We start from the raw sequence: 17,573 nt of genomic DNA, 5'->3' as shown, positions 1-17,573 counted from the left end.
CTGTCAGTTTGGGCGGGTAACTTGTAGCTCGCTGTCTTGGATGGTGACGGCAAAAATCATGTTTTTGCCAAACTTTTTCAAATCTTGTTCAATGGCAATGGGCTGCTGGCATGGGGTGCCTGCCGGTTCCACCCACAAGGCTTCTGGATTGCTGTTGAGGTAACCCAATGCCACGGTTTGGCCCTGACCCATGGGCAGACGCACCGCTCGGCTGCTGGTGCCGGTTTGAATGGTCAGGCGCAATTCAGGTTCCGGCCCCAGATAGGTGATGTGCAAGGTGGTGCTGGGTTGGCTGTATTGGTATGCGTGTTGCCCCAGCCAGATCAGCAGTCGGGTTTGGGGGAAAATTCGCCGCACCCAATCCAAGCCCCAATACCGGATCACCAACATCAGACAAGCAAAGGCGAAGGCCATGAAGGAAAACAACAAGGGCAGCCAGCGCAAGCCATCGGTGAAGGAAAGTTGACCGGGTGTGGCATCGGGTAAGACCCGCCACAGCAGTGCCCATGACAACGCCAGCAAAATAAAAAATGCCACGGATTTTCGAAACAAGGTCAATTCCAATCAACAGAAGGGGCATTGTAGCAGAATCGACAAAACATGACTTTTGTGAGGCTCGCCAGCTGGCCAGCAGTGGTTACAATGGCGGTTCGATCATTTGTGGGAAGCCGTCATGAAAACCCTTGTCATCCTGTTGTTTTGTTGGGCATCTGTGGCCCAAAGCCAAACCTGGTACCTGGTGCGCCATGCTGAAAAAGTCGAAGACAGCAGCCCGGACCCGGTGCTCACTGAACCAGGCCGGCAACGGGCTGAGCAGCTGGCCAACATGCTCAGTGCGGCCGACATCGAAAAAATTTACAGCACCGATTACCAGCGCACCCAGTTGACCGCTGCCCCCTTGGCCCAGCATCTGGGTTTGCCGGTGATTTCATATGACCCCCGAAAATTGGCTGAATTGGCCGCATTGTTAAAAGCCGATGGTGTCAATGCCTTGGTCGTTGGGCACAGCAACACCACGCCCATGCTGTTGCATTTGCTGTCGGGTCAAGCCACTGAACGCTTGGATGAAGTGGATTATGACAACGTCTATCAAGTGGTGGCTGATGACAGACAATACACCGTCAATCGCTTGAAGAGCTGGCCCAGCCAAGTCACGGCACTGACCACCCCCATCCAACTGGTTGCCGAGCGCTTGTTTGATGGTGAATTGCGGTTCAACATGTTGCTCAACGATCAGGTGGTGGGCGAATCGGTGCACCAGTTCAAACGCCAGGGCGAACAACTGGATTTGCGAGAAATCACCACCATTGAGGCTTATAACATCAACGCCGACATCCAGGCCCGTGTGGCGGTTCATGACCTGTCGCCCATCAGCATGCAGATGACCGGCAACATGGGTGGTCCAGTCGACATCCTGTGGCAGTGGCAAGGTCAGCAGGTAACTGGCCGCAGTGACATGGCGCGGGAACCATACCAGCCACAAGGCAAGTTGAGCTTGAATCAAGCCTTGCCGACCGGTACTGTTGAACGCACCAGTGCCATCATGTTGGCCCACGCCTTGCCGGTCACCGCGGAGGCTTCGCTGTTGATCAATTGGTTCAATGGCTATGACGGCGAGCAAAAACGCATCCACATCTCCCACGAAGGCAAAGAGCGGGTGACGGTACCGGCCGGTACCTTTGACACCCACAAGATCAAATATTCTGGCGGTGCGCCATCACAATACTATTGGATTGACCAAAAGGACCACAAAGTGGTGAAAATCGAAGTGATTAAGTCACCCTGGAGCTACCAACTGGTGTCTTTTGAGCAGCTCTGAGGTATGATTCGAAATCAGTTCTGTGTCGGGGCTGCCGACATGTCATCATACAAACTTTGGGTTTGGGCTGTGCCCTTGGGTTTTTCATCCAGCCAGGTTTGGAGGTGCCGGGTGATCAGCCCGCCGAGCATGGACAAATGAGCCGTGTCATCATTCAAGGCCGGGATGTAGCTGAAGGTTTCGCCGCCGGCATCCATGAAATAACCACGGTTTTCCACTGCAATTTCCTCCAAGGTTTCCAGACAATCGGCGGCAAAGCCAGGACAGATCACCTGCACATGCCGATGTCCCTTCCCCGGCAAAGCTTTGAGGGTGTCCATGGTGTAGGGCTTGAGCCATTCTTCGCGGCCAAAAATGGACTGAAAAGTGACCCGGTATTGGTTTTTGGATAAGCCCAAGTGCTCGGCCAACAAACGGCCGGTCTTGTGGCACTCACAGTGATACGGGTCGCCGTTGATCAAATAGCGTTTGGGCACCCCATGGAATGACATCAACAACTGATCGGGTTGTCCGTGATCGGCCCAGTGTTGGGTGACGCTGTGGGCCAAAGCCGCGATGTATTCTGGGTGATCATGGTAGTGGTTGATGAATCGGGTTTCTGGAATCAAGCGCCATTGGCGCAGCTGCGCCGTCACCTCATCAAAAATGGACGCTGTGGTGGAGGCTGAATACTGTGGATACAAAGGCAGCACCAATAGGCGATCCACGTTTTTTTGTTTCAATGCCTCAAGGCCGCTGGCGATGGAGGGGTTGCCATAGCGCATGGCCAGTTCCACTTCGACCTCGATGTTTTGTGTGACAAAATAATCCACCAAGCCCTGGTGCTGCCGCAAACTGATGGCCATCAATGGTGAACCTTCGCCGACTTCATCCCAGATGCTGGCATAGGCTTTCGCTGAGCGTTTGGGTCGGATGTTGAGGATCACGCCATTGAGGATGCACCACCAAATCCAGCGCGGAAAGGTGGGTTCCACCACCCGCGGATCGGACAGGAACTCTTTCAGGTAGACCTTCAAGGCTTTTTTGGTGGGGGCATCTGGGGTGCCCAAATTGACCATCAACACACCGATCTTCAGGGAGTCGCCGTGTTGGTACGCAGTGGTGTTCAGATATTTCACAGGTTAATACGGGGTTCTTGGTGATGAGGGCTATTGTAGCGGCAGGCAGTGAGAAGTGGGTGAAAGTTTTTGGGCGATCAAAGCTTCACAGTAAATTGATCGTTGCATGGTTACACTTCGTTACTTATTATCTATTGCTGTACAGCACACAACCATTACATTAGAACGATGCAAACACATCCATCCAAAAGCCCCAAACTGAGGTGGCTGATCGGCTTATTGGTGTTGGGATCCATGCTCAGCGCCTGCAGCGACCAGACCACCACCGCAGCGGTTGAGCCCAAGCCAGCGGCCAAGGTCACCATGGATGCGGGCCGCAAACAGGCAACGACTCATGAGTCGGCCAATGAATTGGTCGTTCTGGCCCTGGGTGATTCCTTGACCGAGGGTCTGGGTGTGGCCAAAGACGGCAACTACCCAGCGTTGTTACAACAGGCCTTGCATGCCGAGGGCTTGACCCAAGTCACGGTGGTCAATTCAGGTTTGAGCGGGGAAACCAGCTCGGGTTTGTTGGCTCGGGTTGATTGGGTGCTCAAGCAACTGCAACCGGATTTGACCGTGTTGAACATTGGTGCCAACGACGCCATGCGTGGTTTGCCATTGGCCTTGACCACCCAAAACATCGACACCATCATCCAACGCATCCAAAACAGCGGTTCTGAAGTGGTGTTGGCCGGCATGCAAATTTATGACAACCTGGGCCAGGAGTATGTGGTGGGTTTCAAAGACCTCTATCCACAATTGGCCGAAGCGCATGACTTGACCCTGATTCCATTTTTTCTGGAACATGTGGCCGGCGAGGCCCAATTCAACCAAAATGACCTGATTCACCCGACCCAAGCCGGCTATGCCATCATCGTCGAGCGCAATGTGCTGCCGGTGGTCAAACCGGTGATTCAGGACCTCATTGCCACGCGTCTGCAGGCGCCAGGACCTGAACCCAAACCATGAGCCAATCTTTGAACCAATCCATGAGCCCAACCGTGAGCCCAACCATGAACGAGAACTTGACCGAGACTGAGACCGAGACCGAGACTGTGACGCCGGCAGCCAATGGCGCCGTACTGAGTGCCCAGAATGTGGAAAAATCCTTTCAACTCGACGATTTGCACATCGACGTGCTCAATGACATCTCCCTGCAAGTCAAGCAAGGTGAGTTCGTCGCCATCATGGGCAAATCCGGTTCCGGCAAGTCGACTTTGCTCAGCTTGCTGGCTGGCTTGGACCAGCCCACCAAAGGCTTGATCACCCTCAATGGCGACGATTTGACGCAAATGAGTGAAGAAGAATTGGCCCTCAAACGCCAAGCGGACATTGGCTTTGTTTTCCAGTCTTTTCATCTCATTCCCACATTGACGGTACAGGAAAACATTGAATTTCCCCTGACCATTGCCCGCCGCAGTGATTCTGAACGGGTCAAGGAACTGATTGATGCGGTGGAATTGACCCACCGCACCGGCAGCTTCCCCCACCAATTATCCGGTGGGGAAAAACAACGCACCGCCATCGCCCGGGCGTTGGTGGCCAATCCCAAAATATTGTTTGCCGACGAACCCACCGGGAACTTGGATGAAAAGAATGCCGATCAGGTGATGCAGCTGTTGTTGAGCTTGCAAAAAGCCTTCAACACCGCACTGGTGATCGTCACCCATGATCCAGGCCTGGCCAAGTTGGCTGATCGCACCATCACCATCGTCGACGGTCAGTTGCTATGAATCAAGCGCCTGCACAACGACTGAATGGGGTGATCATTCGGCGAGAATGGCTGGGTCATTGGATTTATCCCTTGCTGTTTTGCCTCAGTTTGTTGGTCTCTTTGGGGGCCTATCTGACCTTAGACTCGTTGCAGAAAGCCGTCGATGGCTACATTGTGGACAACCAAAAAGCCATGGTCGGTGGCGACCTGGTGGTGCAATCGCGCCAAGCCTTGTCGCAGGCGGTGACCGATTATGTGGCCACCCTGCCGGCCAGTGACGTGGTCAATGACCGCCAGTTCAATGCCATGACCTATGCCGGCGAGGGTTCGTTGTTGGTCCGCATCAAAGCGGTGGACCTGACTTATCCGCTGTATGGTACCTTGCGCTTGGCCTCCGGTGAATCGCTGGCACAACGGTTGCAGCCAGGCCAGGTGCTGGTGGAACGCCAGGTGTTGACCGCCTTGGCGGTGGACATCGGTGATGCCATCACGGTTGGTGAGTCTAGCTTCACCATTGCCGATGAGATCCTCGAAGAACCGGACCGCCCATTGACCGCTTTTGGCTTTGGGGCGCGGGTGATGATGCTGAATCAAGACCTGCCAGCCACCGGTTTGTTGGGGCAACGCAGCCGGGTCAACTACCGGGTCGAAATCAAAACCAGCGAAGCCAATCAGATGGCGGTGCGGCAACAATTGGAAACCCTCACCGCCAACAGCAAGGTCAGTGTCACGGCGGTGGATGAGGCCCAAACCAGCATCTCGGCCTTGTCGGGCAATTTTCTGAAATTCCTCAAACTGTTGGTGGTGGCGGTGATCGTGCTGTCTGGCGTGGGTTTGATGAGTGTGGTCAAAGCCTTCGTCAACCGCCAACAACAGACCAATGCCATCCGCCGAGCCATTGGTGAGCCCATTGCCCAATTGAAAAACGGCTACTACCGCTTGTTTTTTACCATGACTTTGATTGCAGTGGGCTTGGCTTGCTTGTTGAGCATCGCTGTATTGCACTTGGGTTACGATGCCTTCGCGGCCATCTTACCGGCACAAATTGAATTGGGCATCTCCTGGCTCAGTGTTGGCAAAGTGCTGGTCATTGCCATGGCATTGACTTGGCTGATGACCCACAGCACCATTCAGTCGCTGACCTCAATCAAACCGGTGGCGGTGTTGCAACAACAACGCACCAGCACGCCAGCCTGGTATTTTTCCCGCTATTGGATGTTGTTGTCGGTGGTCAGTTTGTATGTGCTGTTGTCGCTGGAATTGGCGTCCTGGTGGCAAGGCCTGCAAGTGGCCTTGGGTTTGTTGGTCATTGGGGTGTTGTTTTGGTTGTTCAGTCAATTGATTCTGCGCAGCCTGCGGCGTTTGATCAACCGCGGCTGGATCAGCCATTGGTTGTTAAAACTGTCGGTACAAAACGTGTTCCGCAAAGGCAACCAATCGATGCTTTTTTTCACCACCATGTCGATGGCGGTGATGGTGATGTGGAGCATCACGGCCTTGAACCACACCATCGACCAGCAGTTGATCAGCACCTACCCAGAAGATTCACCCAACATGTTCATGCTGGATGTGCAAAGCGAGCAGCATGAATCCCTGGATGCCATGATCGCGGTTCCGGTGACCTATTATCCGGTCATTCGCGCCCGCATCCACACGGTCAATGGGGTGGATGCCGAAACCCTCAAAGACCAACTGGACAACTACGACAACGTCACCCGCATTTTTAACCTGAGTTATGGTGACAGCGTGTTGCGCACCGAACAAATGATCGATGCCATTGAAGCAGACCAGTTATTTGCCCGTTCACCGCAAGTCAGTGACGCGGAGTCGGTGCCGATTTCGGTGTTGGACACCATCGCTGAATTTTTGCAGGTGTCGTTGCACGATGAAATTGTGTTTGATGTGCAAGGGGTGAAAATCAAGACCCACATCAGCAGTTTGCGTTCGCGTTATCAGCGCGGTCCCAGCCCGTTCTTTTACTTCATGTTCCAACCAGAAGTGATGGCCGGGGCCCCGCAGATTCAATTTGCCACGGCCCAGGTTGAGGCCTCGCGCATCCCTGATTTACAAACTGAAATTGCCAAACAATTTCCCGGCATCACCACCTTAGATGGGGCCAGCATCGCCAAGCAATTGAAGGGATTTGTTGATCAGTTGACCCAATTGGTGCAAATTTTCACTGGCTTGAGTGTGTTGGCTGGCATCATGATCCTGATCACCTCATTGGTGTCTACCTCCCAAGACCGTTTGCAGGAAAGCGCTTATTTCCGCTTGATGGGGATGTTGACCAAAGATTTGTATGCCATCAATGTGATCGAAATGCTGTTGTTGGGTTTGTTGGCCTTTGTCGCCGGCGGCGCTTTGGGCTGGGCGGTGTCCTATGCCATCACCACGTACTGGTTTGCTTTGCCATTTGTGTTTCCCTGGCAAGTCAGCGTGTTGTCCTTCGCGGCCTTGGCCGTGACCTTGCTGCTGGTGAGTTTTGCCTATGGCCGCTTTGTGATTCGGTCCAACGTGATGAATTTGGTCAGACAACTGGTTTGATCTGTCTTGCCATGCGACGACGGCTTGATCCCACAGCGGGAGTTGATCGGGCGGGGATGTGGCCCAGGAAAAAAATTTGTTTTGAAAAATAAAATACAAAACCACCCCTGATTCATGGCAAAATAAAGAAAGTAGGTGCCGGTGTGGGCGCCAACGATCGAGAACCAAATTGTGTGAGTCAGTCCATCCATAGACTGTGTGTGTGATTAAGGTTGCCCCAAATGACCAGGGGCACAAAAGTATGTGGCATTCATATTAAGGAATGAATGCCTGGATCACAGTCGGCGAAATGAAGAAAAAAATGGCACATGTCAGCAAAGAACATGGTGTTGAAATCAATCAGATGACAAAACAGAAAAATCAATCTGCTTTCACCAAGCACCTGCATGAAACCCATCGGATTTTCGTCCAATCGCTGAACCCGAACCTGAAAAATTTTTTTGAAGGGTTGAATGATTTTTTCTTCGACATGGCTGAACAGGCCGAATCCAATGCCTTGCAGAATCAATATTTTGCGGCGATTGGCGACACCCGCAAGAACAAAGACGAATTGACCCGTCAGTTTGCCACCAACGTCAACGTCATCTTCCAAAAATTCAAATCCAAAGATTTCGTCTATTTCATCGAGAATGATGAACAAACCGAACAGACCAAAAAGAACCTGACCCTGATCAAGGAAGACGATCTGGATCAAAAACTGGCGATCAACAACGTCATCGCCAAGATCAGCCAGTATTACCATGAAGAGCTGTACATGCTCAATGAACGGTATTCCGAATTGGTTGGCATGGGTGGCGAAATCGACAACCACGCCAACCCCATTGGTCCGGACGCCATCGTCAACGCCTTTGCATTGTCATTGAAGGTGCTGAAATCAGAAAACAACATCAAGTTGATGATCATCAAGTTGTTTGAAAAAAACATGGTGGAAAGCCTGGGACCGGCCTATCGCATGGTCAACAAGTACTTCAAAAAAAGCGGTATCCTGCCAGAAATCAAGTTTGAAGTGAAACAACAGCCCAGTGCCGGGCACGCCATGAACAACTCGATCAATTACCTGGCGCATGCCTTGTCTGAGGAAGACGAAAATTACAAGAAGATCGCCAGCATTTTGGAACATGACCGGGAACAGGCGCCGCAACAAAGCTACAGCGCCGAAAACATCGTGCAATTCTCGCAGTTGACCGATGCCCTGGATCAAATCAAAGTCGAGTTATTGACCGACCAGGAGTTGGAATCCCAACAAAGCATCAGTCCACTGGAACTGAAAGACGAATTGATCAAGAAGCTCAAATCGCTCAAAGCGATGAGCAAAAACCAGCAGCTCAATGCCGCCGATGAAAACATCATTGATCTGGTTGGCGAAATGTTCCAGTTTCTGGTGGAAGACCGCAATTTGCCAGAAACCATCCAGTTGGTGTTGTCGAAGTTACAACTGCCGTATCTGCAAATTGCCCTGAAAGACGAAACGTTCTTTTCTGACAAACACAACAACGCCCGACAATTGTTGAACATCATGGCCGAGAGCTCAATTGGTTGGTCACCGGAAACCGATGACAACCAGGTGTTCCTCAACAAGGTCAAAGAGATCGTCAACTTCATCCTCAAGAATCACGAGAAAAGCATCAATTACGAGAAGCTGATTGAACGCTTCATCCGCTTTGATCAGAAACTGAAAAAGCGCGCGTCCATTGCCGAGCGCCGCACGTCAGAGACGGTTTCGGGCAGAGAACGACTGAGTGTGGCGAAGAACCGCACCGCCGAAGTGTTGAAAAAACACCTCAAGGACCAAAAAGTCCCCAAGTTGGTGCGGGAAATCTTGCTCAAACCGTGGGCCAATGTATTGATCCTATCAGAGTTGCGCAAAGACGACTCGCCTGATTTGTTGTTCAAGCACCAAGATTTTGTGCGCAAACTGGTCAATGCCGCCAACCCCGACAACCCCAACAAGCGGTCTGATGCCGCCATCAAAGAACTCTGTGATGAAATGGTCGAAGGCCTCAAACTGGTGGCCTATGACATCAAAGATTTGCGCGAAAAGTCTCAGGAAATGCAAACCTGTTTGGAAGAAATCAATGGTGTGCGTGAACCAGAAAAACCGCTGGATTTCATTGACCCCAAAGAGATCTTGAAGTTATCCAAAGAATTCAACCGCGATTCCAGCGTGGGTGAGTTGATAGAAAATCCTGATCTGAGCATGGAGCCGCCTCCGGGACTGAAACTGGTCGAAGACGACGCACAAGAATCTGCCAGCAGCCTGAAACTGGGTGAATGGATTGAAATCAACAGCAAGAAGAAACCCCAGCGGGTCAAGTTGTCCTGGATCAGTCCGATCAGTGGCAAGATGTTGTTTGTCGATGCCAAAGGGGCCAAGGTGATCGATTTGTTCCCCATTGAATTGGCCGACCAGTTGCGCAAGAACCAATCACGGTTGTTACAACAAGTCCCCATCATGGATCGTGCGATGTCCTCAATCGCCGAGAAAATGAAACAACGGAAAGCCGCTGCGGCTGGCAAGTAAGCGCCACAGCGACTGCCCATTTCTAACCGCCGTTAAGGCTCAATCACAAACGCGTCATCGGCAAATTTTTGTTTGCCTTTGAAGTCATCGTAGCGGATGATGGCCAAGCCCATCATGGGGTTCTTGATGGTGGTGGTCATGGGCAACCTCAGCCCATGCTTTTTCTTGTGATCGCTGTAATCTATGGTCACCGGGATGTTGCCGGCTACCGGGTTCATCAGCTGGGTTTTCATGCGCAACACATCGCCATTTTGGGCATCAATGTAATAGGTCCGGGTCGGCAAGTCGGTTATTTTCACCCGCATCACATAGACGCTGCGGCCATGCAGTTCCCGACGGCCCCGAACTTGGATCTGCTCAGCCTGATTGGCCAGGTCCAAAGCCACTGCCGGATGATCCATGCGGATTTGTTTCAAGTACTTCCCTTTCAGTTCGGTGTACGGGTTGATGCCGGTGGTGGCCGCACCGTGCTCATTGACTGCCAGCGAAATCTCACCAAAAGTGCCGAAATCCATGTGTTGGGCGTAGCTGTGCTTGGCATCAAAGGCCATGGTCACTTGCCCGGTGATGCCAGAATTGACCATTTCTATCGTGCCTGATAAACGGAAACCGCTTTTTTTGCGCAAGGCTTTCAATTGCTTTTCGTTGTTCATCAACACCATCAATGCCGCCACATCAGGTAATTCTGCTTCGGCTTTGGCCGCCGTGTCAGCTGTGATTCTGGGGGCGGTGTCGACCACTTTCTCGCGATCGCGGTACAGCACCAATTGGGAGATTTGACCGGACTCATCGGTTTCAAACTGGGCACTCATGTCCGCTTTGATGCGGAATTGGCGAAAGCCTTCGGCATCGGGCAAGTGCAACTCAAAGGCCATTTGATTGGGCACATCCAGGGTCAGCCGGTGGTTTTGGATGATCGCTTGGATCGGGCCATTGAAGGTCTTGGATTGGTATTGGCCCAAGTAAGCAGCCAACTCACTGGGATCAACCTCAGGTGCAATCGGCACGCCTTTTTTGGGCAACTCAAAATCCATGCGATTCTGGTGCATGCGCATGGCGGTGATGGCACCGGCCTGATCCCGATCAAACGACACCGCCACGGTGTCGGTCATGATAAAATACATCTTGCCGTGTTCATCGGGGTCTTTCAATTCATAGACCATTTGTCCGGGCACATCGACCGCCGGTCGGCCGTTGTCGTTGATCAAAAAAGTGAACAAACTGTCTTTGAAAGAAGCGAAATTGGCGTGGTATTCACCCACCATGGATGAGTAATCGAGGTTGGTTTGGGCCGCAGCACTGGTCGCCTGCACCTCGGGTGGCAACAGGTGGCTCAACACCACATGAATCGATTCTTGCTGCAGCGGTGAGGCGGTGTTGTTGGTCAACAGCACATACCCCAATTGGACCTCGGGTAACAGCGTCACTTGGGCGCCATAGCCATCGATGCTGCCACCGTGTTCAACCACTTGTTGACCTTGCCATTGTTGCAAAAACCAGCCCATGCCGTAGTCCATGGTGTCGGCAATTTTGACCGATGGCTGCCAGGTGGCTTGCAGTTGTTCGGCAGAAACCAACTGTTGGCCATTGAACTGGCCTGTGTTCAAAAGCATTCGGACCCAATGGGCCATGTCGTTGACATTGGAATAAATGCCACCGGCCGGGGCCACGTTGTTCAGGTTGCGCCGCGGCATCAAGTCATGGGTTTCGGTGGCGTCATTCCACTGATAGCCCAGGGCAATCTGCGGGTGGGCGATGGCCTGTTCATGGATGGAGGTGGTGTCGTCCATGCCCAATGGTTTGAGCAAGGCTTGTTGCAGCTGTTCATCCCAACTCATGCCTGCCAATTGGGCGGTGATTTCGCCGGTCGCCAAATACATCACGTTGTTGTAATGGAAATTTTTCCGGAAGTCATCCCAAGGTTTGGCTTTGGTGGCCGTTTTCAGGATCAATTCACGGCTGGCTTGGCCATTGGCCCACAACAAATCGTTGCGGGTGTAACCGGTGCGATGTGACAACATGTCCTGGATGGTGATGGGTAACTCGGCATCGTCCACGGTAAAGCGGTAATTGGGCAGGTATTGGCTGGCTGGATCATCCCATTGCAGCTGGCCTTGATCCACTTGTATGGCCGCCAAGGTGGCGGTGAAGGCTTTGCTGGTGGAGCCGATGGCAAACAAAGTCTCCGGGGTCACCGGGGTTTGTTGTTCCAGGTCCATCAGCCCAAAGCCATGGCGCAAGACCACCTGATCGCCTTTGACCACCGCGATGGCCATGCCGGCAATGTGGTGCTCCTGGCGTTTGGCTTCCAAAGCCGCAATCAAGGCCTCGAAGCTCGGGTCATGCTTGCTTTCAGGATCTGAAATCGCATAGGCGGGCAAGACCAGCATCAGCATCAGGCTGCTCAACAGCAAAAAGCCTTGAACGAATCCCTTGATGATGTGTTTGGGGTGTTGCTTGGTGGTGTTTTGTTTTCTCATATTCATTCTCCTGTGAGTCCTGGGGGTGTTCATTGATACACCGAGTAATCTTCGGGTTGGTGGACATTGGTTTGGCTCATGATCAAGGCAATCAGGGTGAAATAGCCCGATTGCACCACCAGGTTCCAGTCGCGCATGTCCCAATAGGCCAACCACATGTTGGTGTTCAGGAACACATTGGCCAGCACCCAACCGGTCACCAACAAGCGGCCAATCAGGCGCTGTTGTTGCAGGCGGTCATGGTGTGACTGGTGGGGATCGGTTTTGCGGCCCTTGATTTGAAAGTGCAGCAGCACCGCAAAAAACGCATTCAAACCCAGCACGAACAAGATGTTCCAATACCCGGCAAAGCCTGTGAAGGGGTTTTGTGCCATGTAGACCACGGTGCCGATGTAGGCCAATAAAGTGGCGGCGATCAGCGCTTGCCACAGCGGGGTGACGTGATCCCGCAGGCGCCGCGGCAGCAAGCTGGCTGAACGCTGTTGTTTGGTGTTCAGCAAGCGCATCATCTGGTGGTGTTTCACCCCTTGTGCGCCCAAATAGGCAAAAGGCAGGTATTGCCACAAAAAATACACCGTCAAACCTCCCTGATTGTCCCAACCGAACAGTTCAGTTTCTAGGCCCCAATAAACGTGGGCCAGCATGGCCAAGCCCACGAGCAAAATGCCGCTGTTGAACTGCATGAAGCGATTCAGCACGGTTTGCATGCGGGCGGGTGATTCCGGATACAGTTTTGGGTAATCAGCCGGTGGGTGGGCCAACATCATGGCCTGCAAGCGGCTTTTGACCCACCAGGGGATCAGGGCCGAAATGGTCACCACTTGCAGTAAAAATGCGCCGTAAAAATAAGTCTGTGCTTGCATCTTAAGCTCCTAAAAAATTAATCTCGATTCAACCGGCTTTGTAGACATCGAAGTTGATGTTCTCAATGCGGCATTTGTTGAGCATGATGCCCATGGAAACGATCACCAACAGTTGCAGAAAAACACTCATCAATATTGGCATGATGGCTTCCATTTCATAGGTGTCAATCAACAAAGTGATCAGCATAAAAACACAACAAATGATCAATGTATAAGCAAACGTGCGGATGTTCGTGGCCACCGCATGGTGTCGTTCTGCTGCCGACTGATACGGGTTTTTACCGCCGCCGGTAATCAGCCACTTGGCCATCACCCAAAACAGCGCATAGCCCGCCAACAGGATGCCGCCCATCAAGGTGGTTTTGCTGTTGGTGCTGAATTCAAAGCCCTCAACCCAATAGCCAATCAACAGAAACGCCACATAACTGAGCAGCACCGCAGTCAGCAATCCGGGCGCAATGTGATCGGTCAAGCGTCGGGGGGTCAGCTGGGCTGATTTGATGGTCCGGGTGTCGGCTTTTTGCATCAGTTTGGCCATCTTTAAGCCAAACACATCCCACAACACACTGGGCAACATTTGCAGCATGAAATAGCCCCAAGGCAACAATTTATTGACCCCGTTTTCTACCGACCAAATGCCTTGATGCAGCAGAAATACCAACACCCAACCCAAGGTGAAATTGATCACATGCAAGGCATTAAACCAGTTCATGCTGCGGATAAAGGAACGGCTGCTGTTGGGGTACAACTTCGGATGGGTGCTGGCTGGGTAGTGGGTCACGATGTAGCGGGCCCGTTGCCACACGCGCCACGGGTAATAGGCCGACAACAACACAATTTGCAATCCAAAGACCAGCAAAAATAAGTTCAATTCAGTCATCTCAAACTCCTGAGTTTTGGTTAAGCACATCGGCAAAGGCGATGCGAATTTCTGAGTCGGTCACACCGGCTTCCTTAAACGATTGGATGGTTTGGGTCAGCTCTTTCCGGACCCAGGCATTCAAATCCACTGTGCAGTTGTTTTTGGCTTCCGGGTGGATGAAGGTGCCGCGATACCCTTTGGTCACGATCACCGAATCCCGTTCCAACAAGCGGTAAGCCTTGGCCACCGTTTTGTTGTTCATGTCCAAATCATTGGCCAGTTGCCGGATCGAAGGCAGCGGATCGCCCGGTTGAATCAAACCGCGTTCCACTGCCTGTTTGATCTGCATCACCAGCTGCGAAAACAGCGGCGTGGCGCTCTCTATGTCGATTGTGATTTCCATCGTGTTAGATGTCCCATATGTACCGTGTGTACTAATGGTACAACTGGAACAAGAGACAAGTCAAGATTTTTTCATCGAACCAAACCCTGTGGAACTACAACTAAACCTTTTACTTTTCTGCAACTAACCCATTTATTTTCCAACTAAATCATTTATTTAGCTTCCCCTCGAAATAAATATGAAGAAGCAAAAAGAGGTAAAAGTTAATTAATGAAAAAAAAGTGAAGGAGTGATTTGATTTATTTCAAATATTGACATGCACAACTGCTTTAGTAATCCATTAGCTATTGTTGTATGTATGAATCATATATATTTTGCGCGCTAGACTTTTCAATTTTAATAGTGTTTTTATAGAAAACTTTGGTAATGTTTTCTCTTCTAAATTCGTCACAAACTATAGAAGCACTAAAAGAAAAATTCCCTGTTTCTTTAAATTTTACAGCTATAAAATCATTCGCTATATAAGTCTGATCTACACTCAACGAATCTAGATGAAAGCTAACTTCCGTGAAATCAGTTTCATTTCGTATTTTTATCACAGAATTCTGAAGCGGAGTTCTCAGTTGACTGGTACTTGTTAACAGCGTTAAATCTTTTGAGAGAAGTACTTCAGTGAAATTATTATTAAATCGCAATTTGATATGAATATTTTTACCAACAGCATTCCCAATGTTTTTCACTGAAAACGATAAAAAGTGATACTCTTTTGAGTTTTTAATCCTTATTGCATGGTCCAACAATTGTGCAGGTGAGAAATTAGATTTATTGAAAGTAATTATCCTTCCAAGGAAGTTTATAAAGTCTGATTCATTTGGATGACGATACTCAATGGAAGTTAAATTTTTAAAGTCCAACTTCTCTTTTGTGTCCCAATCGATTAATGAGAATTCAAAGGATGGATTAATTTGATTATGAGAATAGTCTAAGATCTCATCGGGTGAAAGTTGAGATAATCTAGGGCCATCTCGATAGTAGATTACATTCTTGTTTAATTTAACTTTTTTTAGCTTGTCGTGAAAATACGTTAAGTCTTGAATTCTGTAAATCAACTTGTTTTGAGGTGGGATCTCAATTCTTAAAATTGTGTGACTATTTATATTTATGTATTTGCATTCAAAGTTTACAAAGTTATTAACTAATGTTTGATCATTCACGAGATCATGAATTTCTTTAGGATCCCGAATTTGATCTTGGTCGATTCCAGAGGTATACAGTCTACCGTTCTCCTCTTTTACACCGTAAAAGAAGTAGGCTGTTTGGCCTTTCAATGTTGCCGTATTTGCTAATGAAATGATAGTAGTGATAAATTTCAATTTCTTTGAAGTTGCATCATTGATTTGTCTTTTTGCTTCAAACAGTGCAGTTTCATTTTCAGAACCAAAAAGCATGTTTTTTATATCAGATTGACTGTCCATCAGTAGTTTGCTCAGAAGAAAAAATATAGATTATGAATGTTCCTTTAAAATTTTATATACTGTAGATCTGCCAATGCCCATTTTTTCAGCTATATCAGATGCTTTCATACCTTGGTTTCTGAGTGATACTACTTTTGGTCTGTCAACAAATGGTTTGCGACCAAATCTAACCCCCTTGTTTTTAGCAGCTTCGCGACCTTCGTTTGTTCTCTCTAATATTCTTGATCTCTCAGCCTCAGCAATAGCAGATAATATTGTAATTAGTAATTTTCCAGTTGGTCCTTCAGTTGATAGTCCATCGTCCAAGAAGCGAATGTGAACTCCCAAGTCCAGAAATTGATTGACCAGCTTAATCATGTCAAGGGTATCTCGACCCAGACGATCAAGTTTAGTTATTAAGATGAGGTCGCCTTTTTCTACTTTGACCAGTAGCGTACTCAAGCCATCTCTATCAAATTGCTTACCAGAGAGCTTATCTGTGAAAATTCTGAAATCCTCAACACCTTCTGTCTTCAGGCGATTAACCTGAATCTCAAGTGATTGCTGTGAGGTTGATACTCTGGCATATCCAAATTTTCTCATTGTCTAATAAATCGATTTATGGAATAGATGTCTATTATATGCTTATTTTGGGATTTAATAGACAGAATTGGATACATAATAAAAGTGTCTATTAATTTATGATTTATGAGAATTTGCATAGCTAAGAAAAAAATTTGAGTAGCAAAACCCATGTACACATAATAGCTTCCATTGCTAAGAGCACGATACAGGGCCGGTTATCGAGTGATGGGTCAAACTTCCTCTCACAAGAATCATAGAAGTCATTGACGTCACACAACGCAATCACTGGGGGGATATAGTAGCTGACAACCTAATAATTTGAGAATCAAAATTTAGGGTTTTTCATTTCTTAATATTTGGCACATTTTTAGACTAAAATATTGATGTAAAATGTACTCGCAGGTGAATAATCTAGGAGAGATAAATGTTTGAAAATTTGGGTGTCAGTTCAATAATAAAAGTTAATACAAATGGAGATATATCTGCTTCATTGACAGCATTGGTTCTCAAAAGATTAAGTGATGCACATTTTGGGCTCGATGCAATTGAATTTATGTGCTATGAGTTTCATCGAAACCCGTCAAGCTATTCCATAGCATACAATGTCGAACATGAAGCATGGTCTATGACAGACTTGCCTACTTTCCCACTTCACATAAATAAAGTCGTTATCCAGTCTCCAGGATTTTGGGAATTTTTAGGTAGGTTAAATCCGTTAGAGGTTATCAGGCAGTTTCTTAATGATAGTCATGAAAGAAAAAAAGACGAAGAATATAGAAATCAAATTGAAGCTGAAAAAATGAAAATAGAGAATTCTATTTTACGAACTGAGCTGATAAAAAAATCAATAGAAGTACTTAGGGAAACGGGTATGGAAGAAGACTTAATACGAAGTGTGATACGAGACAACGCAATAATTCCGTTGTTGAGGCTTGAGGCTTTGCACGATATGAATTTGATTTCAGATGTAGAGGTACCAAGCAGAAAAAAAGAGGGTGTTACAGAAGACGCTTGATATTTAGTAAGCTACAGTTTTCTGAAGATAGAATGTGCGTAAGGGAAAATCCTGATAGAACATACCATATTGAAAAAATCAAATTATTCTGATAGCTAGACTAGGGTGATAACCTTCATTACAGAAACTTACATATGTCTAATAAAAAAGGTTTTGTACATATAATTGAATCACCATCAAGTTGTAGTGGTACAGTGAAATTGGCCACCGACTTAGAGGTGATATATGATATCACTTCGGGAAAGAAGGTGAACAATGAACAAGCGAAGCAGA

14 protein-coding genes are annotated in these 17,573 nt (G+C 48.9%); 6 read left to right on the top strand and 8 right to left on the bottom strand.

Going from position 1 to position 17,573, the window contains the following annotated elements:
• Positions 1-3: 3 nt before the first annotated feature.
• Positions 4-552: a hypothetical protein gene (locus K7G70_RS16520; protein ID WP_223789764.1), complete on the bottom strand. Its 549-nt coding sequence runs from the start codon at positions 550-552 to the stop codon at positions 4-6.
• A 121-nt stretch (positions 553-673) separates the two neighbouring features.
• Here K7G70_RS16520 and K7G70_RS16515 point away from each other — a divergent pair, with 121 nt between their 5' ends.
• Entirely contained in the window at positions 674-1,819 is a 1,146-nt protein-coding gene (locus tag K7G70_RS16515) for a histidine phosphatase family protein (protein WP_223789763.1), read from the top strand.
• 14 nt (positions 1,820-1,833) lie between these two features.
• Here the strand turns inward: K7G70_RS16515 and hemH are convergent, their stop codons facing one another.
• Positions 1,834-2,937, bottom strand: a complete 1,104-nt coding sequence (gene hemH, locus K7G70_RS16510) for a ferrochelatase (RefSeq protein WP_223789762.1) — start codon at positions 2,935-2,937, stop codon at positions 1,834-1,836.
• Between the two features lie 168 nt (positions 2,938-3,105).
• Between hemH and K7G70_RS16505 the strand changes: the two genes are divergently transcribed.
• The 4 genes from K7G70_RS16505 to K7G70_RS16490 all read left to right on the top strand — a co-directional run bounded on the left by K7G70_RS16505 (position 3,106) and on the right by K7G70_RS16490 (position 9,698).
• Entirely contained in the window at positions 3,106-3,888 is a 783-nt protein-coding gene (locus K7G70_RS16505) for an arylesterase (protein WP_223789761.1), read from the top strand.
• 44 nt (positions 3,889-3,932) lie between these two features.
• Positions 3,933-4,652: an ABC transporter ATP-binding protein gene (locus K7G70_RS16500; protein WP_223789760.1), complete on the top strand. Its 720-nt coding sequence runs from the start codon at positions 3,933-3,935 to the stop codon at positions 4,650-4,652.
• Positions 4,649-7,177 carry an ABC transporter permease gene (locus K7G70_RS16495; protein ID WP_223789759.1) on the top strand — a complete coding sequence of 843 codons (2,529 nt, stop codon included), beginning with the start codon at positions 4,649-4,651 and terminating at the stop codon, positions 7,175-7,177. Before K7G70_RS16500 ends, K7G70_RS16495 begins: the two co-directional genes overlap by 4 nt.
• A gap of 343 nt (positions 7,178-7,520) precedes the next feature.
• A complete protein-coding gene (locus K7G70_RS16490) occupies positions 7,521-9,698 on the top strand; it encodes a DUF1631 family protein (RefSeq protein ID WP_223789758.1) in 2,178 nt (725 codons plus the stop codon).
• A 32-nt stretch (positions 9,699-9,730) separates the two neighbouring features.
• On the opposite strand, the gene K7G70_RS16485 is transcribed toward K7G70_RS16490, so the two are convergent.
• The 6 genes from K7G70_RS16485 to K7G70_RS16460 all read right to left on the bottom strand — a co-directional run bounded on the left by K7G70_RS16485 (position 9,731) and on the right by K7G70_RS16460 (position 16,303).
• A complete protein-coding gene (locus K7G70_RS16485; RefSeq protein WP_223789757.1) occupies positions 9,731-12,178 on the bottom strand; it encodes a serine hydrolase in 2,448 nt (815 codons plus the stop codon).
• 29 nt (positions 12,179-12,207) lie between these two features.
• Complete coding sequence (locus tag K7G70_RS16480) at positions 12,208-13,041, bottom strand: hypothetical protein (protein WP_223789756.1); 834 nt, start codon at positions 13,039-13,041, stop codon at positions 12,208-12,210.
• Positions 13,042-13,069: 28 nt separating this feature from the next.
• Positions 13,070-13,921 carry a hypothetical protein gene (locus tag K7G70_RS16475; RefSeq protein WP_223789755.1) on the bottom strand — a complete coding sequence of 284 codons (852 nt, stop codon included), beginning with the start codon at positions 13,919-13,921 and terminating at the stop codon, positions 13,070-13,072.
• Position 13,922: 1 nt separating this feature from the next.
• On the bottom strand, positions 13,923-14,306 hold the full coding sequence (locus tag K7G70_RS16470; protein WP_223789754.1) for a GntR family transcriptional regulator: 384 nt from the start codon (positions 14,304-14,306) through the stop codon (positions 13,923-13,925).
• A gap of 284 nt (positions 14,307-14,590) precedes the next feature.
• A complete protein-coding gene (locus K7G70_RS16465) occupies positions 14,591-15,721 on the bottom strand; it encodes an ATP-binding protein (protein WP_223789753.1) in 1,131 nt (376 codons plus the stop codon).
• A gap of 30 nt (positions 15,722-15,751) precedes the next feature.
• Positions 15,752-16,303, bottom strand: a complete 552-nt coding sequence (locus K7G70_RS16460) for a recombinase family protein (protein ID WP_223789752.1) — start codon at positions 16,301-16,303, stop codon at positions 15,752-15,754.
• A 406-nt stretch (positions 16,304-16,709) separates the two neighbouring features.
• Between K7G70_RS16460 and K7G70_RS16455 the strand changes: the two genes are divergently transcribed.
• Complete coding sequence (locus K7G70_RS16455; RefSeq protein WP_223789751.1) at positions 16,710-17,300, top strand: hypothetical protein; 591 nt, start codon at positions 16,710-16,712, stop codon at positions 17,298-17,300.
• Positions 17,301-17,573 lie beyond the last annotated feature (273 nt).

The organism is Marinicella meishanensis, assembly GCF_019931145.1.
In the GTDB taxonomy this organism is placed as follows: Bacteria; Pseudomonadota; Gammaproteobacteria; order Xanthomonadales; family Marinicellaceae; genus Marinicella; species Marinicella meishanensis.
This window is presented reverse-complemented; position numbering and strand designations above follow the sequence as displayed.